The sequence below is a fragment of the Microbacterium mcarthurae genome, assembly GCF_046064585.1.
GTDB lineage: Bacteria > Actinomycetota > Actinomycetes > Actinomycetales > Microbacteriaceae > Microbacterium > Microbacterium mcarthurae.
Map to the genome: position 1 here is coordinate 211,310 of NZ_JAROCE010000003.1, position 22,563 is coordinate 233,872.

Below are 22,563 nucleotides of genomic sequence, written 5' to 3' on the forward strand. Positions count from 1 at the left end.
CAGGCAACGAACAGAATTCCGACACAGGAGAACCAGTGCTCGAATCAACCACTTTCGATCAGCTTCGTATCGGCCTGGCCACCGCCGACGACATCCGTCGTTGGTCCTTCGGTGAGGTCAAGAAGCCCGAAACCATCAACTACCGCACGCTGAAGCCCGAGAAGGACGGTCTGTTCGGCGAGCAGATCTTCGGGCCCTCCCGCGACTGGGAGTGCGCGTGCGGCAAGTACAAGCGCGTCCGCTTCAAGGGCATCGTCTGCGAGCGCTGCGGCGTCGAGGTCACCAAGTCCTCGGTCCGTCGCGAGCGCATGGGCCACATCGAGCTCGCCGCGCCCGTGACCCACATCTGGTACTTCAAGGGTGTGCCGTCGCGTCTGGGCTACCTGCTCGACATGGCGCCGAAGGACCTCGAGAAGGTCATCTACTTCGCCGCCTACATGGTCATCTCGGTCGACGAAGATGCTCGTCACCGCGACCTCGCGACGCAGGAGAACAACATCCGTCTCGAGCTGAAGACGCTCGGCGACCGTCGCGACTCGCGCATCGCCGCTCGCCTTGCGAAGCTGGAGGAGGAGCTCGCGGCTCTCGAGGCCGAGGGTGCCAAGGCCGACCAGAAGAAGAAGGTCAAGGACGCCGCCGAGAAGGACATGACCTCGATCCGCAAGAACGCGGACGAGCAGATCGCCAAGCTCGAGCGCGTGTGGGAGGACTTCCGCACGCTCGAGGTCGGCGCCCTCAAGCCCGAGGACGACGTCTTCCACGAGCTGCAGGACCGCTTCGGTCAGTACTTCGAGGCCCACATGGGCGCCGAGTCGATCAAGCGTCGCCTGGAGACCTTCGACCTGCAGGCCGAGGCCGACAGCCTTCACCTGCAGATCTCCGAGGGCAAGGGCCAGCGCAAGATCCGTGCGATCAAGCGTCTGAAGGTCGTCAACTCGTTCCTGCAGACCGGCATGTCGCCGGCCTCGATGGTGCTCGACGTCGTTCCGGTGATCCCGCCGGAGCTGCGCCCGATGGTCCAGCTCGACGGTGGCCGTTTCGCCACCTCCGACCTGAACGACCTCTACCGTCGTGTGATCAACCGCAACAACCGCCTGCGTCGCCTCATCGACCTCGGTGCCCCCGAGATCATCGTGAACAACGAGAAGCGCATGCTGCAGGAGGCTGTCGACGCGCTGTTCGACAACGGCCGCCGCGGTCGCCCCGTCACGGGTACCGGCAACCGCGCCCTGAAGTCCCTGAGCGACATGCTCAAGGGAAAGCAGGGTCGTTTCCGCCAGAACCTGCTCGGCAAGCGCGTGGACTACTCGGGTCGTTCGGTCATCATCGTCGGACCCCAGCTGAAGCTGCACCAGTGCGGTCTGCCCAAGCAGATGGCGCTCGAGCTGTTCAAGCCGTTCGTGATCAAGCGCCTGATCGACCTCGGTCACTCGCAGAACATCAAGGCCGCCAAGCGCGCCGTCGAGCGCTACCGTCCCGAGGTCTGGGACGTGCTCGAGGAGATCATCCGCGAGCGTCCCGTGCTGCTGAACCGTGCGCCCACGCTGCACCGTCTCGGCATCCAGGCGTTCGAGCCCCAGCTCGTCGAGGGCAAGGCGATCCAGCTGCACCCGCTCGTCTGCGCGGCGTTCAACGCCGACTTCGACGGTGACCAGATGGCCGTCCACCTGCCGCTCTCGGTCGAGGCGCAGGCCGAGGCCCGCGTGCTGATGCTCGCGTCGAACAACATCCTGAAGCCGTCGGACGGTCGCCCGGTGACCCTGCCCTCGCAGGACATGATCATCGGTCTGCACCACCTGACCACCCTCAAGGAGGGTGCGGCGGGCGAAGGCCGCGTGTTCGGTTCGGTCGGCGAGGCCATCCTGGCCAAGGACGAGGGAACCCTCGACCTGCAGGCCAAGGTGCGCATCCGCATCCCGGGTCTGACCTTCCTCGAGGGTCAGGCGCCCGAGGGCTACGAGCAGCACGGTCTCGTGGATGCCTCGCTCGGTCAGGCGATCTTCAACGACACGCTCCCCAAGGGCTACCCGTTCGTCCGCGAGCAGGCCGACAAGGGCAAGCTGTCGCAGATCGTCAACAAGCTGGCCGAGGAGTACCCCAAGGTCGAGGTCGCCGCATCGCTCGACCGCATCAAGGACGCCGGCTTCTACTGGGCCACGCGTTCGGGTGTGACGGTCGCGCTGAGCGACATCCTCACGCCCCCGAACAAGGGCGAGATCGTCGCGGGCTACGAGAAGCAGGCCGCGAAGGTCCAGGCGCAGTACGAGAAGGGTCTGACCACCGACGCCGAGCGTCGCCAGGAGCTCATCAAGATCTGGACCGAGGCCACGGATGCCGTCCAGAAGGCGATGCGCGACAACTTCCCGGCCGACAACACCATCAACCGCATGGTCTCGTCGGGCGCTCGTGGTAACTGGCTGCAGATCCGCAACATCGCGGGTATGCGTGGTCTGGTGAACAACCCGAAGGGTGAGATCATCCCGCGTCCGATCATCTCCTCGTACCGCGAGGGTCTGTCGGTCGCCGAGTACTTCATCGCCACGCACGGTGCCCGTAAGGGTCTGGCCGACACGGCCCTCCGTACGGCCGACTCGGGTTACCTCACGCGTCGTCTCGTGGACGTCTCGCAGGACGTCATCATCCGCGAGGAGGACTGCGGCACGTCGAAGGGCCTCGAGCTCCCGATCGCCGCGGTCGACTCCACCGGCACCCTGGTCAAGGACGCCAACGTCGAGAACTCGGTGTTCGCTCGTACGCTCGCCACGGCGGTCGTCGACGCGCAGGGCACCGTCCTCGCCGAGGCCGGCGACGACGTGGGCGACGTGCTCATCGACAAGCTGGTCGCGGGCGGGGTCGAGACCATCAAGGTCCGCTCGGTCCTGACCTGCGACTCGGCGGTCGGCGTGTGCGCGAAGTGCTACGGCCGTTCGCTCGCGACCGGAAAGATCGTCGACATCGGCGAGGCCGTCGGCATCATCGCGGCCCAGTCGATCGGTGAGCCCGGTACGCAGCTGACGATGCGTACCTTCCACACCGGTGGTTCCGCGTCCGCCGATGACATCACGCAGGGTCTGCCCCGCGTGCAGGAGCTGTTCGAGGCGCGCACCCCGAAGGGTGCCTCGCCGATCGCCGAGGCCGACGGCCGCATCACGATCGACGAGACCGAGAAGGCCAAGAAGGTCATCCTCACGCCCGACAACGGCGACGAGCCGGTGGTCTACCCGGTCCTGAAGCGTGCGACCCTCCTCGTCGAGGACGGCCAGCACGTCAAGGTCGGCGAGCCCCTCCAGGTCGGAACGCTCGACCCCAAGGAGGTCATGCGCGTGCAGGGTGCCCGCGAGGTGCAGAAGTACCTCGTCAACGGCGTCCAGGGCGTGTACCGCTCGCAGGGTGTGCCGATCCACGACAAGCACATCGAGGTCATCGTGCGCCAGATGCTGCGCAAGGTCACCGTCGTCGACCACGGCGACACCGACCTGCTGCCCGGTGAGCTGGTGGACTTCAAGCGCTACCAGACCATCAACCGCGAGGCGGTCGGCGAGGGCAAGCGTCCCGCGTCGGGTCGTCCCGAGCTGATGGGTATCACCAAGGCGTCGCTGGCGACCGAGTCGTGGCTGTCGGCCGCGTCCTTCCAGGAGACCACCCGCGTCCTGACGCAGGCGGCCATGGAGGGCAAGAGCGACCCGCTGGTCGGCCTCAAGGAGAACGTCATCATCGGAAAGCTCATCCCCGCCGGAACGGGACTTGCGAAGTACCGCAACGTCACCGTCGAGGCGACGGAAGAGGCCAAGAGCGAGCGGTACCCCAACCGCATCTTCGCCTCGGACGGCGCATACAGCGACGCCGACCTGAGCTACGTCGATTTCGACAGCTTCTCGACGGACGACTTCACGCCCGGCACGTACAACTGAGTGAGACGGATGCCGCACCCCGGTGCGGCATCCGGATCCCCCGAAGGCCCCCGGCTCACGCCGGGGGCCTTCGTCGTGCCCGCGGTGTTTCGGACGGGTGACGTGTCGGGGTGGGCGGCGTGTCGAGGCACCGGCGCGACCGGGGGTGTCGCCTACCGTTGTCGGGGAGGAACGGATGGCACGAGTCGGTGGGCGCAGCGCCTGGATCGCATGGCCGGCGGGACTGCTGTGTGCCGGTGTCGTGGCCGCTCTGTTCGTGCTCGCCGCGCCGGGTCTCCCGGGCGCGGTGATGTTCGTGGGTGACACGCTGCGTGCCGGTTCCACTACGCCACCGTGGACGGACGCACCGCGTGTCCCGGGGCCGGCGACGACGTGCCGCGACCTCTACACGCAGCCGATGTGGTCGCAGCTCGTGTGGTCTCCCGAGGCGTTGCTCACCCAGCGGCACACCGGACCGCGCTCGACGCCCGAGGCCGTCGCCGCTGCCGCTCCCACGCCGGTGATCACGTGTCACTGGCGCGGCGGGTCCGGCCGATGGCTCGAGACGAGCGTGACGACAGTGTCGGATGCGGGAGCTCGGGCGGTTTCCGCCGTCCTGAGCGGCCAGGGGTTCGTGTGCGACGCCGACGGTGCAACCGAGCACTGCGAGCGCACGTCCGGCGACGTGGTCGAGGTGCACGACCTGCGCGGCGATCGGTGGGTGTCCTCGACCTTCTCGGGATGGATGCCGGACGGCTACGCCGCCGTGGTGGCATCCCGCGCCTTCGGCGAGTAGTCCCGCCCACCTGTACGCGTCGGTTACTCACGCATAAACGCGATTCGCGGGCATAAACGCGGAGAGAGCGCGTTTCTGCTCGTCGATCGCGTTTATGCGTGCCATGACGGGGCAGCGCGCTGCACCGGGCCGGCCGTCGTGCGGTGCGACGTCAGCCGAAGATGGCGTCAGCCGAAGATCGCCGCGATGATGCTCGCGGTGTACCCCGTCGGGGCGAGGTTGGAGTACTGGGTGTCGATGAGGACGTCGTCGCGCCAGAACAGCGTGCGGCCGTCGTTGACGGGGTAGGTGTCGTTGATCCACGTCTTTTCGCAGCGCGTGCCCTCGTCGGGGGTGTAGCAGCTGAAGCCCTGCGTGGTCACGAGATCGTTCAGCATGTCGAGCGCGGGCCCGCGGTCCATGCGGGAGATGTGGGTGACGAGTCCGGTGGTGTCGGCGGCGGGGTCGCGCCAGATGCAGATGAGGGAACCGTCGGGCTGAACGCCGGACGGGCCGAGGGCCGGATCGTTCAGCGGGGTCGCTCCGAGCTGCGCCTGAACGTCGGCCGACAGGATCGCCCGGCAGTCGGTGGGCAACGCTGCAGCGGCCGCCGTGGGCGTGATCGTCGGGATCGGGGTGCCGTCGGGGGTGCGCGACTCGATCGGGGAGGGCGCCGTCGGTGCGGGGGTGCCGCCCTGGTCGGGGGCGCAGGCGCTGAGCGCGAGCGCGGCCGCGATCGTCACGAGCGCGGTGAGGACCGCAACCGAGCGTCGACCGGACATGCAGCCACCCTAGGGGCACCCGCCGACACGGTCGAGACCGACACACGACGGCACGCCTCCCCGATGCGGGGCGAGCCGGGGGTTAGCCTGACAGCGCACCATATCTGCGCGCGTGAGGAGACCCCGATGAGCGACCCCCAGTCGTACGGCGACCCCGTCGACGAGCCCAAGGACGAGGCGCACGACGTCGTCGGGCGTGCCCACGAGGGTCTCGCCGATGCCGAGGCCGCTCGCCGCGACGCGGTCGACCCCGAGGCCGCCGACGCCGCGTGGAAGGAGCGCGAGTCCGCCGCCGATGCCGGCACGAGCTCCGCCGCCCCGGCGACGACCGTGCACGACGCCTCGCCGGTCGAGCCGCACAGTCAGACGCCCGTCTCCGCTCCCGCGTCGCACCGCTCCGTCGACCTCGACGACGAGGACTCGCGCTGGGCCGCGTACGCCGCGTCGGCTGAGCCGGAGACCGATGCGCACGCCGAGCCCGCCGCCCGCGCAGCGCACGACGACCACCGTTCCGACGCCGCCCCTGCCGCGGGAGCAGCAGCGGGCGCGGCGGGGGTTGCCGCGACGACGTCGGCCGCGACCACGCCGTCGTCGGATGCCACGGCGGTCTACCCCGTCGGGGGCGCGCAGCCGATCTTCGTGCAGGCGCCCGAGGCGCCCCGCCCTCGCGGCAATCGCGGAGCCGCGGGCCTCATCGGGCTGCTGGCGACCGTCGTCTTCGCCGTGCTGTATCTCGGCGCCACTCTCGCGCTCGGTCTGCTCCTCGGCACGTTCCCGGCATCCGATCTCGCCGAGGCCGCTCTGACCGCGCTCACCACGTGGACCCTGTGGGTGCCCACCGTGGCGTTCTTCGTGGGTTTCTGGTTCCTCGGTGCCATCATCAACCGCGGTGGCTGGGGTCACTGGGTGATCTGGGGGCTCCTGGTCGGCGTCATCTCGTGGGGCGGATACCTGCTCGGTGCGCTCTTCGCCGCTCCGTTCTGGATGCTCACCGCCCGCCAGGGCGTCGACCTGCTCGAGCAGAGCCTGCTCGCTCCCCTCGCGATCGTGGCGTTCGTCCTCGGCCGGGAGCTGACGATCTGGTTCGGCGCGTGGGTGGCCAAGCGGGGCCGTCGGGTCACCGAGATCAACGACGAGGCGCAGCGCGAGTACGAGCGCACCCTCGAGGCCGGTCCTCAGTTCGCTCAGCGCTGAGAACCGGATGCCATGACAGACGCGCCGCGACCGGCGGGGGTGACCCCGCCGGTCGCTGTCGTTTTCGCGACCGTCACTTTCCTCGCGCTCGCGATCGGGGGCCTGGGCGTGGCGAGTCTCGCGCTCGACGCCGACGTCATCCCCGTGCGCGGGCTCGGTCCGCTTCCCGGAGTCGCGGGCATGCTGCTGGCCCCGGGACTGTTCGCGGGAATCCTGCTGTGGGGGCTGCGTGCCGAGCCGCCCGGGTACCTGACGGCGGTGCCGTGCGCGGTGGGCGCCTATGTGGGCGAGGTCCTGGGCATCGCGATCGGGGCGGCGGTCACCGGAGGTGACAGCGCTCGGGGCCTCGCGGCGGCCGGGTCGGTGGCTCTGGGGTGGCCGGGCGGCGTCATCGCGGTCGCGGGTCTGGCCGCGGGAGCGTTCGGTGTGCTGCTCGTGCGCAGCCGCGGCGAGGGTCCGCGATGGCGGTGGGAGCGTGAGAACGAGGACGATCGATGATCCGCGGCCGTGGCATCCGCCCGCCGGACGACCTGTCGGGCTAGCGTAAGGGTGTGGAGCGGTCGCTCGAGACCCAGGTCGGCCAGGCGGTGGACGCCTGGCTCGCGTGGCTGCCCCGGTGGGAGCCCGCGAACCACCGTGGTCGCATCGCCCCGTGCCGGCGGTGCTTCGGATCGCCGGTCCTGTCGGCCGCCGGGCTCGGCTCCGACGTCCCGCACGGTGTGCAGCACGGGCTGTCCACGCGCGTGAAGACGATCGTCGATCACGCGGTGGCCGAGTACACCTCACGGAACCTCCCGATGCTGCAGACCGAGCTCGATCAGCAGGCCGCGCGCAACCGCCGACGCTCGTACCGCCCCGCCGAGGGGCTCGAGCCCGAGTTCGAGGGCATGCCGCTCGATCCCGAACCCGAGCCGGGCGCTCCCTTCCTCTTCACGCTCACCGGGTTGGCCGCCGAGGAGGACGCCGCGATCCCCGCGCTGCCGCCGCTGTCGGATGCCGCGAAGGCGGCGCTGCGCCAAGAGGTCGGGCTCGCCGACGATTACGCGAACATGATCGGGCGCGAGGTGTGCGCGCTGTTGCTGCACCACCGTCTGCGGATTCAGGCCGCTGTCGCCGAGTACGTCGAGCCGCAGGTCGCGGCGATGCTCGACGACCTGTCCCGTTCGTTGGACGCGCCGTTCGATCCGCGCGACCCCGGGCCCCTGGCATCCTGAGCCTGTGGACGGCGGCACGGCTCGCCGGTGCGGGGCTTTGTTAGCATTGCCGGGTTGTCCGCCCGCTCCGGTGCGGGCGCGTGTTCTGGGGAGGGGGCGCCATGCCGCAGCGCCTGCCCTCGACGCCCCCGATCCTCCCGGGGCTCGCCTACATCCGGCCGCTCGGTTCGGGCGGTTTCGCCGATGTCTTCCTGTACGGGCAAGACATGCCGCGCCGTGACGTGGCCGTGAAGGTGCTGCCGAGCGATGTGCGCGACGCCGATCTGCTGCGCATGTTCAACGCCGAGGCCGACGTGCTGGCACATCTGTCGGCGCATCCGTCGATCGTCACCGTCTACCAGGCCGGGATTTCGGCTGACGGGCGTCCGTACATCGTGATGGAGTACTGCCCGGGTTCCCTCGCGCAGCGCTACCGGGTGGAACGGATGCCGGTGGCCGAGGTCCTCTCGATCGGGGTGCGCATGGCGGGGGCGCTGGAGTCGGCTCACCACGCCGGTCTCGTGCACCGCGACGTCAAGCCCAGCAACATCCTCGTGACGACGTTCGGGGCGCCGGTGCTCGCGGACTTCGGCATCTCCTCGTCCCTCGTCCGGCAGGGCGCCGACGAGATGCTCGCCATGAGCGTGCCGTGGAGCGCTCCCGAAGTGATCGCCGAGCAGACCGCGGGCACCGTGTCGAGCGAGGTGTGGAGCCTCGGCGCGACTGTGTACTCGCTGCTGGCCGGGCACAGCCCGTTCGAGCGTCGCGAGCGCGGCCAGAACTCCCGCGAGCAGTTGCGCCGCCGCATCGCGCGCGCCTCCTACACCGACATCGCCCGCACGGACGTGCCCCCGTCGCTGCAGGCTGTGCTCGCCCGCGCCATGTCGCGCAACCCCACCGACCGGTTCGCCAGTGCCCGCGAGGTGGGCGAGGCGTTGCAGAAGGTGCAGTCCGAGCTCGGACTCCCCGCGACCCCGCTCGAGGTGCCCGCGGCCGAGTGGGCGCCGACGGCGCGCGCGATCGACTTCGCCGACGGAACGCTGCGCGGTCCGGCGCGTTCCCGGATCGAGCGTGAGGGCGTGCGCAAGCTCCGCGGCCCCTCCGGTATGGCGGGGCTCGCCCGAGACGAAGACACCGACATCTCGGCGCCCGCCCGTCCCGCGCATCGGCTTCTGCCGTGGGCGCTCGCCGCGGCCTCCCTCGTCACAGCGGCGGCGGTCGTCATCGCGGCGCTCCTGGCCACCGGGATCCTCCGATGAGGCGTCGCACGATCGCGGGCGTGACCTCGACGCTCGTGGCCGCGGCGCTCGTCGTTACGGCCAGCATCGTCTGGCCGGGACTCGACGCGCAGGAGACCCCCGAGGTCGACACGTCGGTGTGGGCACTTCAGACCGGCGAGGGGCAGCGGTACGCCCGCGTCAACACCACCGTGGGCGAGCTCGACACCGTCCGCGCCGCCGGAAACCCGAGCCAGGTCGCGCAGGGCCCGGACGGGGCCTATCTCTTCACCGACAGCTACAGCAAGCTCACCCGGATCGACGAGGCCCAGCCGATCGACCTGCAGGACGAGCAGCTCGAGGCCGCGCCCGAGACGCCCGCGGGCACGACGTCGGTCGCGACGGCCGGCGACTACGTCGTGTACCGCACCGACACCGGCGCAGTCTTCGCGAGCCGGCTGAGCCGCGCGGGGCAGTCTGTCAGCGAGCTCGACCCGTTCGGAACCGCCGGCGACGACGACGCGCAGACCTACACCGCGGATGCCGTGACGGTCGACGAGCGGGGCATGCTGTTCGCCTACTCCTCGGTCGACGGCTCGGTGATCCGTTACGACATCGAGGCCGATGAGCTGCGGGGGCGTGACGCGATCGACGCCGACGCGGCCACCCCGGTGCTCTCTGCCGCGGGCGACCAGTGGGTCCTCGTCGACGCCGAGGCGGGCCGCGTGTGGGTGCGCGACCAGGATCCCGTCGACCTCGACACCGCGGATCAGCTCGTCGTCGGCGAACCCGATCCCCGCGGCCGCGCCGTCTACCTCGCCGACGAACAGTCGCTGTGGAGCGTCCCCGTCGACGGGGCCGAGCCGCGGCGGGAAGTGGGCGCGGGGGGCAACGTGCTCGGGCAGCCGGCCACGCCCCTCGCGCACGACGGCGTGACGTACGCGGCGTGGCTGCTGCCCGGCGACGCGCGGGGGACGCTGTGGCGTTCGGATGCCGGTGAGACCGACCTCGACTACGGCGGGGCGACCATGCCCGACCAGCGGCGTCCGGTCTTCGTCGCGACCGACCACGCGGTGATCCTGAACGAGACGCGCACCGGGTGGGTGTGGACGGTCCCCGACGGCGCGCTCGTGCCGTCGAGCCAGAGCTGGACCCTCGACGACCGCACCGAGGAGGCCTCGGTGCAGAGCGAGGAACAGCTGAGCGTCGTGCTCGACCCCAAACCGCCGATCGCCGAGCCCGACGCCTTCGGTGTGCGCGCGGGGCGTCTGGTGACCTTGCCCGTGCTGCTGAACGACCACGATCCCAACGAGGACGTGCTGAGCATCGTCGGCGAGAGCGTGACGGGGCTCGACCCCGGCTTCGGCAGCCTGTCGGTGACCGATTCCGGTCAGCGTCTCGCGGTGCGCGTGGCGCCGGGGGCGACCGGCACGGCGACGTTCTCGTACGCCGTGACGGACGGGACCACCGCGGACGGGCTGACGTCGGCGCCGACCACGGTCACGCTGACGGTCACGCCCGACGACGCCAACGCCGCGCCCGTGTGGTGCGGGGTGCCGGGCTGCCTGCAGCCGTGGCCCGCACCCGAGGTGGCGCGCGGCGGCACCATCACCGTCCCCGTGCTCTCCGGCTGGGTCGATCCCGACGGCGACCCGCTCCTGCTGTTGTCCGCCGCCAACCCGAGCGGCGTGGGCAGCGTGGCATCCACCCCCGCCGGCGAGGTCGTCTACCAGCACGCCGACGACGGTTCCGGGGCGGAGCAGACGATCCAGCTCGACGTGACCGTGGCCGACACCTCCGGCGCGACGGCGACGAAGCCGCTGCTGATCCGGGTGGCGCCCGATCCGGCGCTCGCGGTGCAGTCGTTCGCGGTGGTCGACACGGCCGGGTCTGCCCTGACCATCGACGTCGGGCCCCACGTCACCGGCACCGCCGGCGACGTGACGCTCGGCTCGGTGCGTGTGCTCGACGACGCGGCGGCGACGGCCACGGTCGTCGGCGGCAGCACGACGTTCGACTTCACCGCCGCTCAACCGGGCGTGTATCGCGTGGACTTCACCGTCTCCGGTGCCGGGCGTGACGCCACCGGGACCGCCCGCATCACGCTGCTTCCCGCCGACGCTCCCGCGCAGCTGTCGACCGCGCCCGTTGTGGCGTTCGTCCGACCGCAAGAGGATGCCACGCTCGACGTGTTCGCCGCCGTGTCGAATCCGACCGGCCGGGTGCTCCTGCTGAGTGATGTGGTCGCGACCGCCGAGGAGGGCGCTTCGCTCACCGTCGACACGGTGGGGCAGAACGATCTGCGCGTCTCCGGCACCACGGCCGAGGGCGGCGCGGGACTCCTGGGTACGGTCGCCTACACCGTGAGCGACGGCACCGACGACGAGGGCGCGACGGTCGGTGGCGAAGCCACGGTGTATCTGCTTCCGCCGGCGCCCGAGATCGCGCCCATCGCCGTCGACGACACCGTGACGGTGCGCGCCGGGGTGCAGGCCGACATCCCGGTGCTCGACAACGACGTGTCGCCGGCCGGCGGTCGTCCGACGCTCGACCCGGCCTCCGTGCAGGCGACGCCCTCCGACGACGGTCTCGCCTTCGCCTCCGGGGGTGTCTTGCGTTACCTCGCCCCGACGACCCCCGGCACCTACGAGGTCACCTACCGCGTCTACACGACCGGAACGCCCTCGCTGTGGGACGAGGCGACGGTGCGCATCACGGTGCTCGGCACCGACGCGAACCGCGCCCCGCTGCCGGACACGCTGCAGGGTCGCGTCCTCAGCGGCGGAACCACGACGATCCCGTTCCGTGGCTTCGGAACCGACCCCGACGGCGACGCGGTGACCCTCGACCGCATCGTGAGTCAGCCCGACCGCGGAACCGCCTCGATCTCGGCGGACGGCGCGTCGATCGTGTACGCGTCGGTGCCGGGCGACCGCGGTCAGGTGACGTTCCGCTACCGCGTCGTCGACTCGGCCGGCGCCGAGGGCGAGGGGACGGTGCGTGTCGGAGTCCTGGATGCCGAGGCCAACCCCAGCCCCATCACGTTCACCGACTACGTCCAGGTGCAGGCCGGACCCGACAGCCGCATCCGGGTGAGCCCGCTCGCCAACGACATCGACCCGACGCAGGGCCGGCTGACGCTGACGGAGGTCCGCCCCGATCTGCCGCGCACCCTGGTCGACGGGAGCGACAACCCCGAGTACGCGCGGCTGGACTCGCTGATCGAGAGCGTGACCGACACGGGCGTCGTGCTCCGCGCGGGGGAGGCTCCCGCGACGATGTCGTTCCTCTACGACGTCGAATCCGACTCGGGCAACACCGGGCGCGGTCTCGTCGTCGTCAAGGTCGTGCGCGAGAGCGTTCCCGACTTCCCCGTGGTCACCGACACCGTGCTCACCCTGGAGGATCGCGACCAGTTCGTCTCGGGCGTCGACGTCCTCGACGGGCGCGCGACCTGGTCCGGGGGTGACGTGGCCGACCTGCGGGTGTCGCTGTGGGGCGAGCCGGCCGGTGTCCGCATCGACGGGCGTCGCATCGCGGGCGAGCTGCCCGCGACCCGGCGGATCATCCCGTTCGTCGTGACGGGGACCGTGGGCGACCAGGAGGTCACGACGTACGCGTTCGTCCGTGTGCCCGGCGACGACGATGTGACCCTCGCGCTCCGGCCCGGGGCGGCCCAGCGGGTCGACGAGCTCGCTTCGGTCGAGTTCGACATGGCATCCCTCGTCGCCGTGCCCCGCCGCGCGACCCTCGAGGTCGGACCGGACGTCACCACCACCGGGGTGCGCGCCGAGGGACGGTGCACGGTCACGGGAACCGTCGTGCGGTACGACGCCGGCACCGGGTCACCGTGGACCGATGCCTGTCAGGTCCCGGTCCGTGTCGCGGGCACCGAGGACTGGACCCTGCTGGCGGTTCCGATCGGCGTCGTCGCGCGCGACCCCCAGCCCGAACTGCGACCCGGCTCGCTGACCGTCGGCCCGGGGGAGACCGCGACCTTCGACCTGCGCAACATGACGAGCTGGCAGCTGGGCCGCGAGGACTGGGCCGGCATCCGCTACGCCCTCGATTACTCCGGGTCGGCGTTCTCGTCGGTCACGCTCGAGGGCTCCGTGGTGACGGTGACGGGCGCGGATCGCGCCGTGCCGGGGAGCGAGAACGCGGCGATCGTGTCGGTCACGAGCCACCAGGCCGTCTCGCCCGCGCGACTCCTGCTGCGTGTCGGGGCCGCGCCGTCGACGCTCCCGCAGGGCGGCACCACGACGCTGCAGTGCTCGCAGGCGTCCGGCTCGAGCTGCACGATCGACGCGGTCGGGCTGCCGGGCGAGGTCAACCCGCTGCCGCGCACCCCGCTCGAGGTCGTGCGCGTGAGCCCCACCAGCGCCTGCACGGGCGTCAGCTTCGATGTCGCGTCCGAGCGGAGCGTCCGCGCGTCGTGGACGTCCGACGCCCCCGGCGCCACGTGCGCGGCCAGCGTGACGCTGCGCGACGCGCAAGGGCGCTCCACCGCGTCCACGCGCGACGCGCGGATCGTGCTCGATCTGCAGGGCTTCCCGCGCGCTCCAGCGAGCGTGCGGCAGACGGCGTACGCCGACGGCTCGCTCACCCTCCGCGTCGACCCGGGCGAGGCGCGGCGCGCCTACCCGTCGATCTCGGGGTTCGTCGTCCGTACGGGCGGAGAGGTCGTCGTCCGGTGCGGCGCCGACGGCACCTGCCCCCCGATCAGTGCGCCCAACGGCGAGCAGCGCGAGTACGTGGTCACCGCGGTGAACGGCGTGGGCGAGTCCCGCGGTTCCGTCCGCACCCTGGGGTGGGCGTACGACCCGCCGGCCCGGCCGGGCTCGGCCGACTTCACGCCGGTGGTCACGCGCGACGGCGAGGGCAACGTCGCCGACCTCGTCATCCGCGGCATCGAGTCCGCCGAGACGGGGCAGCTCGAGGTGCGCAGCGCCGCGGGCGAGACGCGCACGATCAGCGTCGGCCGCAACCAGGACGAGGTGCGCGTCGACGGCTTCCGCGTCGGCAGCAACTCCCGCACCGAGATCACGGTGACCCCGACGTCGCGGTTCGAGATCCCCGCGGGGCTCGGCGGTGCCGCTCAGGGCGGCGCCCTGGTGTTCTCGGCCCACGGTGTGGGCGCCCCGCTCGATCCCGCCATGACGATCACGTCGCGCTCCACGGGCGACGGCGTCTCCACCGTCACCGTCGAGGGCACGGCGCGTCAGAACGGCACCGACTCGCAGCTGCGTTACGGCATCGTCGAGGGCTCGTTCTGCCGCCCGGGCGACGACGGGTCGCGCCGCGAGTTCCCCGGCAAGGAGGACGGCGTCGCGTACACCTTCACGTTCTGCGTCGAGTCGAGCTTCGACGGCCGGTCGTACGGTACGCGCAGCGTGACGCAGGAGTTCCGCGTGGCGCAGGACACCGCGGCGCCGCGCGGCTACACCTTCCGCGTCGGCAGCCGGGCCGAGGTCGGCGTCGAAGACGGTCGGCCCGTCGCCCGCTGGCGGATCTCCGGCGTGGACGAGGGCAGCGACCCGCCGCGCTTCAATGACGTGAAGTACACCAACTTCGACGGCGAGCGCTCGTCGGTGTTCGGCTCCGACCCGAACATCGGCGTCTACTTCCAGCACCGTTTCTGGGGCACCACGTCCGAGACCGGCCGTGTCGCCCCCGCCTCGGGCAGCGCGCCGTATCAGGTGCAGGCCAGCGCGCGGGTGGCATCCTGTGTCGGGGGAGAGAACCTCGACGTCTCGCGCAGCGCGAGCAACGACCAGGCGAACCTCACCGTCGACTGGGATGCCGTGCGGTACTTCGACGAGAACGGCGCGGCGCTTCCCACGACCGCGGGCTCGCGCGTGGTGCCGATCGGCGCGGTGCGCGTCGCGAACGTGCGCGTCACCGTCGACTGGTCCGCGCGCGGCTGGGGCCTGGACTCCGCGGTGCTGCAGACCGAGGCCCGATGCCAGCCCGGCACCCCGGCCGAGGAAGAGCCGACGAACCCGGACGACAACTCCTGATCCCCCACGAAAGAGACGCATCCCCATGACGATCACCCAGGAGCAGGCGACCTGGTACGCCCAGACCTTCGCGCAGATCGCGGACAACGTCGAGCGCGCGGTCCTCGGTAAGCGGCACGTCGTCGAGCTGGTGCTCACGGCGATGCTCAGCGACGGACACGTGCTGCTCGAGGACGTCCCGGGCACGGGCAAGACCTCGCTCGCTCGCGCGATCGCGCAGTCGGTCCAGGGAACCAACACGCGTATCCAGTTCACGCCCGACCTGCTCCCGGGCGACATCACCGGCATCACGGTGTACGACCAGAAGACCGGGGCGTTCGAGTTCCACGCCGGTCCGATCTTCGCCAACATCGTCCTCGCCGACGAGATCAACCGCGCGAGCCCGAAGACGCAGTCCGCGCTCCTCGAGGTCATGGAAGAGGGCCGCGTCACCATCGACGGGGTCTCGCGCGAGGTCGGCGTCCCGTTCCTGGTGCTCGCGACGCAGAACCCGGTCGAGCAGGCCGGCACCTACCGGCTGCCGGAGGCGCAGCTGGACCGGTTCCTCCTGCGCACGTCGCTCGGGTACCCCGACCACGCCGCCACGGTCCGCATCCTCGACGGTGCGCCCGTGGCCACGGCCGATCTGCGGCCGATCATCACGCCGCAGGCGCTGGTCGGTATGGCCGATCTCGCCGCGAGCGTCTACGTCGACGCCCTCGTGCTCGACTACATCGCACGGCTCGTGGATGCCACCCGCTCGGCCGACGAGGTCCGCCTCGGGGTCAGCATCCGTGGCGCGCTCGCCCTCACCCGGGCGACGCGTGCGCGGGCCGCGGCCCAGGGACGCACCTACGCGACACCGGACGACGTCAAGGCGCTCGCGGTGGCGGTGCTGTCGCACCGGCTGATCCTGCATCCCGAGGCGGAGTTCGACGGCGTGACCCAGGAGGCCGTCGTGGGCCAGGTGCTGCTCGACACGGTTCCGCCCACGCAGCGCGAGAGCGCCTGAGCCGTGCACCTCCCCCCGATCTCTCTCACGCGAGGGGCGACGTCGTGCCCGACGTGAACCTCACCGAATCGCGGCTGACTCGCACCTCCGCCGGCACCATCGGCACCGGGTCGCGCACGTCGGTCACGTCGACCTCGACGCGACGGACGCGGCGCCTGGTGCGCGCCGCGGTGCGCGCGGCCGCGGTGTGGAGCACGATCGTGGACGCCGTGGACGCCTCGGTGCGCTGGGCCGGGCGCACGGTGCGACCGGCGGGGACGGTCGTGGCGGTGGCCGCGACGGCGGGGCTCGCGCTCGGTGTCGTCTTCGGGTGGGTCGAGTGGATGGTCGCGGGTGCCGTGGCAGTGCTGCTGCTCGTCATGAGCGTGCCGTTCCTGTTCGGCGCGCGCGCGTACGACGTGGACTTGACGCTCACACATGAACGCGTCGTGGCGGGCCAGGGCGTCACGGGCGAGATCGTCGTGCGCAACGACAGCGGACGACCGGCCCTGCCCGGGCGCCTCGACATCCCGGTGGGACGCGGGCTCGTCGAGTTCGCCGTTCCGCTGCTGCGACCGGGTCACGGGGTCACCGAGCCGCTCGAGATCCCGCCGCTGCCGCGCGGCGTCGTGCGCATCGGGCCGGTGACGACCGTGCGCAGCGATCCCGTCGGCCTGTTGCGCCGCGAGCACGCGTTCGACGACGTGCACGACCTCTACGTCCATCCCCGCACGGTCGGCCTGCCCTCCACGAGCGCGGGTCTCGTGCGCGATCTCGAGGGCAACGCCGCGCGGCGGCTGGTGGATGCCGACATGTCCTTCCACGCCATCCGCGAGTACGTCCCGGGCGATTCGCGCCGCCAGGTCCACTGGAAGTCGACGGCGAAGACGGGGCGGCTCATGGTCCGTCAGTACGAGGAGTCCCGCCGCTCGCGCATGGCGGTCGTGCTCGCCGCGGCGACGCAGGAGTACACGGATGCCGACGAGTACGAGCTCGCCGTCTCGGCCGCCGCCTCGCTGGGCCTGCGCGCGGTCCGCGATGCGCGCGACATCGACATCGTGACCGGATCCGAGATTCCGCGGGTGGTGCGGGGGCGTCTGCGGGCGATCCGTCACGTCCCCACCGTCTCGCCCCGCGCGATGCTGGACGGCTTCAGCGCCCTCGCCACGCACGAGAACACGATGCCCGTCGAGGACGTGTGCCGGCTGGCATCCGAGGCGAACGAGAGATTGTCGATCGCGTTCGTGGTCGTCGGGTCGGCGGTGCCGCTGGCGCGCCTGCGTCAGGCGGCTCTAGCGTTCCCCGCCGACACCGCGGTCGCCGCGGTCGTGTGCGACGAGCGCGCGCACCCGCGGATGCAGAGCGTCGCCGGTCTGACGGTGCTGACGATCGGTACGCTCGACGACCTGGCCGGTCTGCTCGTGCGGGGGGCGACGTCGTGAGCGACGCCGAGGCGGGGCGACGGTCCCGCGTCGTGGCGGGGGCGCTGTACACCGCCGTGTGTGCGGTGCTGGCGGTGGTCGCCGCATGGCCCGTGTACGCGGGGTCCGCGTTCGTGGTGCTGGTGGCGGTGGCGGTTCCGGTCGCCGCGGGAATCGTCGCGCTGAGCGTGTGGCGGCGCTGGGGCGGATGGGTCACGGCAGCCCTCGTCGCGGGCGCCTTCGCGGTGCTGGCGGTCCCCCTGGCCGTGCCGTCGCGCCTGGGCGGACCGCTCGATCTCGTCCGGGGTCTCGGCGAGGCGTTCGCCGGCGTCGTGCTCGCGTGGAAAGACCTGGTCACGGTCGACCTCCCCGTCGGCGACTATCGCAACCTCCTCGTCCCTGCGCTCGTGGTCTTCCTCGCCGGGACGGCCGCGACGCTCGCGCTCGCCGTTCGCGCGGATCGGCTCGCGCCGTTCGCGGTCGTGAGCGGTCTGGCGATGAGCGGGTTCGGTCTGTTCTTCGGGCGGACCTCCACGAGTGCCCCCGTCGTCGTCGGGCCGCTCTCGCTCGCGGCACCGGTCGAGACCGCGATCGGTGTCGCGGCGGTGCTGTCGTCGGTGCTGTGGCTGGCGTGGCGTACACGCGACGAGCGCGTGCGCGCCCTGCGCCGGGCGAGCGAGAGGGGAGCGGTGAGTGTGCCGCGCCGCCGGTCGCGCACCGACCGCCGCCGCGCCGCTCTGGGCGCCGGCATGCTCGTGGTGGCCGTCGTCGCGGCGGTCGCCGTCGTACCGTCCGTGGCCGCGGATGCCGACCGGCGTGTGCTGCGTTCGGCGGCGGGGCCCGAGCGCGAGATCGCCGAGGCGGTGAGCCCGCTGTCGGAGTACCGCGCGATGTTCTCGGACGCCCGCGCCGACGACGTCCTGTTCCGGGTGGACACGGCGGGGACCGCTCCCGAGCGCATCCGCGTGGCGACGCTGGACGCGTACGACGGCGAGGTCTTCCGCTCCTCCGGGGCGCGTGCGGGTGCGTTCGTGCGGGTGCCGTCCACCTTGCCCCGAACGGACGGGCGTGCCGTGGAGGCCGATATCGAGATCGGCGACCTCGGGGGGATCTGGATGCCGACGGCCGGGCGGCTCGTGCGGGCGACGTTCCAGGGCGAGCGGGAGGGGCTGCTGGCGGATCGCTTCTACTACAGCGTCGACGCCCAGGCCGGTGTGCAGATCGCCGACGGAGGCCTCGCGCCCGGTGACCGGTACCGCATCGACGCGGTGGAGCCGGTCGATGCGGATGCCACGACGCTGTCCCCGCCCGGCATCGACGAGGGCGTCGCCGGCGGCGACAATCTGCGTCGCTGGGTCGAGGAGCACGCGACGGGACGCTCCGGGGCCGACCTGATGGCCCTCGTGCGCCTGCTGCGCGAGCGCGGCTACCTCAGCCACGGACTCGCCCGCGCCGAGGGGGCACCGGCCCCCGCGTGGACGGCCGATCTCCCCGGCTACCAGCTGCAGCCCAGCGCGTCGGGTCACTCCCTCGCGCGCATCGACACGATGTTCCAGCGCCTGCTGGAACGGGAGGACGACCCGCGCGCGGAAGCCTCGGGCAACTACGTCGCCGCCGTGGGCGACGACGAGCAGTTCGCCGTGGCCACCGCACTGATCGCGCGCGAGCTGGGGTTCCCGGCGCGCGTCGTGGTGGGTGCGCGGGTGTCGTCGAGCGACCCGGGGGTGGCGACGTGCGACGACGGCGAATGCCGCGCGCGCGACCTCAGCGCCTGGACCGAGGTGCAGGGCGACGACGGACGCTGGGCGCCGATCGACGTCACTCCCCAGTGGGAGCTGTCGCCGAGCCTCGAGGTCACTCAGCAGCGCGACCCCGAGAACGTCACCGAGGTCCGCCCCGACACCGTCGACGAAGTCGTCCCGCCCGACCCGGTGCAGGAGGACAACGCTCTCGACGACGACGAGTCGACCGACGACGGCCTCGACCTCGCCTGGCTCTGGCCGATCCTTCGGGTGGTCGGGATCTCTCTCCTGATCGTGCTGATCCTGTTCGGCCCGTTCCTGGCGATCCTCGTCGCCAAGGGCCTCCGCCGCCGCGGACGGCGCCGCGATCCCGACCCTCGTGCCGCCATCGCCGGGGGGTGGGACGAGTACGTCGATGCGGGGGTGGATGCCGGACGCGAACTGCGCCCCTCATCGACGCGCCGCGAGCTGGCCGAGGCGTTCGACACTCCCGCGGGTCTGCGATTGGCCGACGACGCCGACCGGGCCGTGTTCTCGTCGCGCACGGTCACCGCCGACGAGGCATCCGCGTTCTGGCGCATCGTCGACGCCGAACGCCGCACGTTGACGCGCCAGCGCGGCTGGTGGCGCCGCGTGCGCGCGGCCGTATCGTTGAGATCGTTCCTACGGTTCTTCGCCCCGCGGCCCTCGCGCCGTCGGCCGCCGCACCGTGACGAGAGGGGGAAGCGCACGTCCACCGGGCGGCGCACGACGACATGAACGATTCCACGGCTGTGATCCTGGGGGCGCTCACGCTGCTCCTCTTCGTGATCGTCTACGTCTGGTACGCCCTCGCGCTGGCGGCGATGTTCTCCAAGACCGGTGAGCCGACGTGGAAGGCGTGGGTGCCCGTCGTCAACGTCGCGACGGTCCTCAAGCTCGGCGGCTTCTCGCCCTGGCTCGTGCTGCTCAACCTCATTCCGCTCTTCGGCACCATCGCCTACACCGTCGTCTGGATCATCGCCGTCCATCGGGTGAGCCAGAGTTTCGATCGCGGCGTCGGCATGACCGTCCTCGGGGCGTTCATCCCGGTCGTCTGGGCGAGCGTCCTCGGTTTCGGTGAGGCCCGGTGGGAGGAAGAGGCTCCTGGCGTTCGCCGCTCGGGCGCCGTCGACGAGAACTCCGCGCCGATCCGACGGGGCCAGGACTTCGCCGGTCCGTACGTGCCCCTCGTCGGCGGATGGACGCCCGAGCCGCTGCGCCCGGCCGACACCGATGACGTCGCGGTCTCGTCCGAGCCGGTGTCCGCACCGATCGCGCTCCCGTTCGCCGCTCCGTCGCCGTCGCTGTCGGACGCGGTGCCGTCTCCGTCGGGATGGGCGCCGCCCGCTTCCCGCGCGGACGACGCGCCCGCTCCGGCACCGGACTCCTGGGCCGCGCCCGCTCCTGACGCGAGCGCCTCGCCCGCGCCGACGCCCCCCGCCTCGCCGGCTGCGCCCGCTCCCGACGGCGTCCGCGACACCGTCGACCTCGGCGACTCGCTCGCCGATGTGCTGGCGGCCCTGCGTGCGCCCGCGCCGACGCGCGACGTTTCCACGGCACCACCGGTGGACGAGACGCCTCGCGACGCGGGGACACCCCTGGTGCCGGCGAGCCCGCACCGCGATCGCGGGGACTCGTCGTCCGACCGGCCCGTGGCATCCGTCGCTCCGGCCGAACCGGAGGCTGCTTCCGGCGAGGAGTCGGAGCCGCTGGACCTCGCGCCGTGGCGAGGTCTGACCCCGCGGACGGATGCCGACGGCCCCGCTGCTGACGTTCCGCTCACGCGACCGGCTCCCGAGGCTCCCGCGCCCCCGCTCGGCACGGGCGAGACCGACGACGAGTTCCCCGAGATGTCGGAGGCCGTGTCGGCCGTCCCCGAGGCCCCGAAGGCCGGCGCTCCGCGGTCGGCGCGCACGTCCGTGTCGGCGCTGTACACGCAGCCGGAGTTCCCCGCTGATCCCGCCGCCGATGATTTCGACGCGTTGGATCGCACCGTCGTCACGCGGCGTCGTCGCATCCCGTGGGCGCTGGTCCCGCCCCACGGGACGCCGGTTGATCTCACGTCCGATGTGGTGATCGTGGGCCGCCGGCCGGCTCCGGATGCCGCTCATCCCGACGCCCAGCTGGTGGCGATCGCCGACGAGACCCGCACGGTGTCGAAGACCCACGCGCGTCTGCAGCTCAAGGGCGAGACGTGGTACGTCACCGACCTGGACTCCACCAACGGTGTGCTGTTCGCCACGCTCATGGGCACCGAGGTCGAGGCGCCTCCGGGCGAGGAGATCGAGGCGGGGGAGCGGTTCTTCCTCGGCGATGCGGAGGTACGCCTGGCGCGGAGGGAGTCGTGAGCGGTCCCTACGACCGCGCCGACGATCCCGACGACGTCACGCTGTGGGCGGGGCGTTTGCGTGCCTGGCCCACCCCGCCCCGGAGCGATGTCGATGGCGATGACGAGGTCGACGACGACACCATCGTCTCGCCGCGGCCCGCTCCGGCCGATGACACGGTGCGCGTCGATCGAGCGGACCCGGTCGACGACACGGTGATCTCCGCGCGGCCCGCTCCGGCGGACGACACGGTGGTGTCGGCACGAGCGACCCCGGTCGATGACCCGGCGGTGTCGGCGTTTCCCGAGGTCGATGACGAGACCGCCCCCCGCCGTCGCCCGAGCGATCCTTCGGAGCCTGAGCCCGGCATCCTTCCCTCCGACGAGACCGCCCCCGGTCGGCGCCGCAGCAGGCCCGAGGTGGCCGGGCCCGGCATCCCGCCCACCGATACGACGTCGACCGGCGACACCGCCGCGGGGGAGCGTCGTGCGCGGTCGCGTCCGCGGGTCTCCACCGCCGGTCTCCCCTCCGGCGACCCGGTGCCCTCCGCCCGCGAGGCGCGGGTACCGTCGGCGGCGGACCACGAGCTGTATCGCCCGCGCGCCGACGAGGCGGTCCGCGTCGCCCGCAGCGCACCGGCGGCCCGGGCCGAGGATGCTCCGGATGCCGCCGCGGTGCATCCGCGTGCCCCGCGACGGGGCCGCGGTCGCGGTGTGGCGCTGGCCGTCGCCGTGGTCCTGATCGTCATGGGTGCGGCGATCACGCTGTTCCTGCTGATGGGCTGAGCGTCCCCCGCCGCACGTTTGCCCACACCCTCCCGGGCGCGTATCATTGAGCGGGTGTGCGTTCACGCGCGCCGTGCGTCATGCCTTCGGGCTGCGGCACGGAACAACGCTCGCACCATCTCAGGGAATGGCCTGCGAACAGGCCACCCCCACGGCATATCCACCACAATCGCGCCCGATCATTCTGTCGCGCGGTGGATCACACGTGAGCCCGACACGTCACGAA

The 22,563-nt window shown here is 71.8% G+C and carries 13 protein-coding genes; 12 read left to right on the forward strand and 1 reads right to left on the reverse strand.

The features are described 5' to 3' along the window. Positions 1-35 precede the first annotated feature (35 nt). Entirely contained in the window at positions 36-3,911 is a 3,876-nt protein-coding gene (gene rpoC / locus P5G46_RS11020; RefSeq protein WP_239276992.1) for a DNA-directed RNA polymerase subunit beta', read from the forward strand. Between the two features lie 175 nt (positions 3,912-4,086). Next, positions 4,087-4,686, forward strand: a complete 600-nt coding sequence (locus P5G46_RS11025) for a hypothetical protein (RefSeq protein WP_375094760.1) — start codon at positions 4,087-4,089, stop codon at positions 4,684-4,686. Positions 4,687-4,853: 167 nt separating this feature from the next. Here the strand turns inward: P5G46_RS11025 and P5G46_RS11030 are convergent, their stop codons facing one another. After that, positions 4,854-5,447: a hypothetical protein gene (locus P5G46_RS11030; RefSeq protein WP_375094759.1), complete on the reverse strand. Its 594-nt coding sequence runs from the start codon at positions 5,445-5,447 to the stop codon at positions 4,854-4,856. A 126-nt stretch (positions 5,448-5,573) separates the two neighbouring features. Here P5G46_RS11030 and P5G46_RS11035 point away from each other — a divergent pair, with 126 nt between their 5' ends. The 10 genes from P5G46_RS11035 to P5G46_RS11080 all read left to right on the forward strand — a co-directional run bounded on the left by P5G46_RS11035 (position 5,574) and on the right by P5G46_RS11080 (position 22,337). Beyond that, positions 5,574-6,641 carry an ABC transporter gene (locus P5G46_RS11035; protein ID WP_375094758.1) on the forward strand — a complete coding sequence of 356 codons (1,068 nt, stop codon included), beginning with the start codon at positions 5,574-5,576 and terminating at the stop codon, positions 6,639-6,641. A gap of 12 nt (positions 6,642-6,653) precedes the next feature. Beyond that, positions 6,654-7,139 carry a DUF6121 family protein gene (locus P5G46_RS11040; RefSeq protein WP_408905700.1) on the forward strand — a complete coding sequence of 162 codons (486 nt, stop codon included), beginning with the start codon at positions 6,654-6,656 and terminating at the stop codon, positions 7,137-7,139. Between the two features lie 53 nt (positions 7,140-7,192). Continuing rightward, positions 7,193-7,855 (forward strand): type 2 periplasmic-binding domain-containing protein, encoded by a 663-nt coding sequence (locus tag P5G46_RS11045; protein WP_375094756.1) that lies wholly within the window; start codon positions 7,193-7,195, stop codon positions 7,853-7,855. 101 nt (positions 7,856-7,956) lie between these two features. Further along, positions 7,957-9,093: a serine/threonine-protein kinase gene (locus P5G46_RS11050; RefSeq protein WP_375094755.1), complete on the forward strand. Its 1,137-nt coding sequence runs from the start codon at positions 7,957-7,959 to the stop codon at positions 9,091-9,093. Further along, entirely contained in the window at positions 9,090-15,071 is a 5,982-nt protein-coding gene (locus P5G46_RS11055) for an Ig-like domain-containing protein (protein WP_408905701.1), read from the forward strand. Before P5G46_RS11050 ends, P5G46_RS11055 begins: the two co-directional genes overlap by 4 nt. Before the next feature lie 25 nt (positions 15,072-15,096). After that, positions 15,097-16,062 carry an AAA family ATPase gene (locus P5G46_RS11060; RefSeq protein WP_239276984.1) on the forward strand — a complete coding sequence of 322 codons (966 nt, stop codon included), beginning with the start codon at positions 15,097-15,099 and terminating at the stop codon, positions 16,060-16,062. 44 nt (positions 16,063-16,106) lie between these two features. Next, entirely contained in the window at positions 16,107-17,483 is a 1,377-nt protein-coding gene (locus P5G46_RS11065) for a DUF58 domain-containing protein (RefSeq protein WP_408905702.1), read from the forward strand. After that, positions 17,480-19,963, forward strand: coding sequence for a transglutaminase TgpA family protein (locus P5G46_RS11070; protein ID WP_408905703.1), 2,484 nt, complete (start codon positions 17,480-17,482; stop codon positions 19,961-19,963). Before P5G46_RS11065 ends, P5G46_RS11070 begins: the two co-directional genes overlap by 4 nt. Next, complete coding sequence (locus P5G46_RS11075) at positions 19,960-21,573, forward strand: DUF5684 domain-containing protein (RefSeq protein WP_408905704.1); 1,614 nt, start codon at positions 19,960-19,962, stop codon at positions 21,571-21,573. The genes P5G46_RS11070 and P5G46_RS11075 overlap by 4 nt, the downstream gene beginning before the upstream one ends. Continuing rightward, entirely contained in the window at positions 21,570-22,337 is a 768-nt protein-coding gene (locus tag P5G46_RS11080; RefSeq protein WP_408905705.1) for a hypothetical protein, read from the forward strand. Before P5G46_RS11075 ends, P5G46_RS11080 begins: the two co-directional genes overlap by 4 nt. Positions 22,338-22,563: the final 226 nt, after the last annotated feature.

Excerpts from the sequence above, each read along its gene's own strand:
- P5G46_RS11025 (WP_375094760.1), top strand. The coding sequence starts at position 4,087 with ATGGCACGAGTCGGTGGGCGCAGCGCCTGGATCGCATGGCCGGCGGGA.
- P5G46_RS11030 (WP_375094759.1), bottom strand. The coding sequence starts at position 5,447 with ATGTCCGGTCGACGCTCGGTTGCGGTCCTCACCGCGCTCGTGACGATC.
- P5G46_RS11035 (WP_375094758.1), top strand. The coding sequence starts at position 5,574 with ATGAGCGACCCCCAGTCGTACGGCGACCCCGTCGACGAGCCCAAGGAC.
- P5G46_RS11040 (WP_408905700.1), top strand. The coding sequence starts at position 6,654 with ATGACAGACGCGCCGCGACCGGCGGGGGTGACCCCGCCGGTCGCTGTC.
- P5G46_RS11050 (WP_375094755.1), top strand. The coding sequence starts at position 7,957 with ATGCCGCAGCGCCTGCCCTCGACGCCCCCGATCCTCCCGGGGCTCGCC.
- P5G46_RS11055 (WP_408905701.1), top strand. The coding sequence starts at position 9,090 with ATGAGGCGTCGCACGATCGCGGGCGTGACCTCGACGCTCGTGGCCGCG.
- P5G46_RS11060 (WP_239276984.1), top strand. The coding sequence starts at position 15,097 with ATGACGATCACCCAGGAGCAGGCGACCTGGTACGCCCAGACCTTCGCG.
- P5G46_RS11075 (WP_408905704.1), top strand. The coding sequence starts at position 19,960 with ATGAACGATTCCACGGCTGTGATCCTGGGGGCGCTCACGCTGCTCCTC.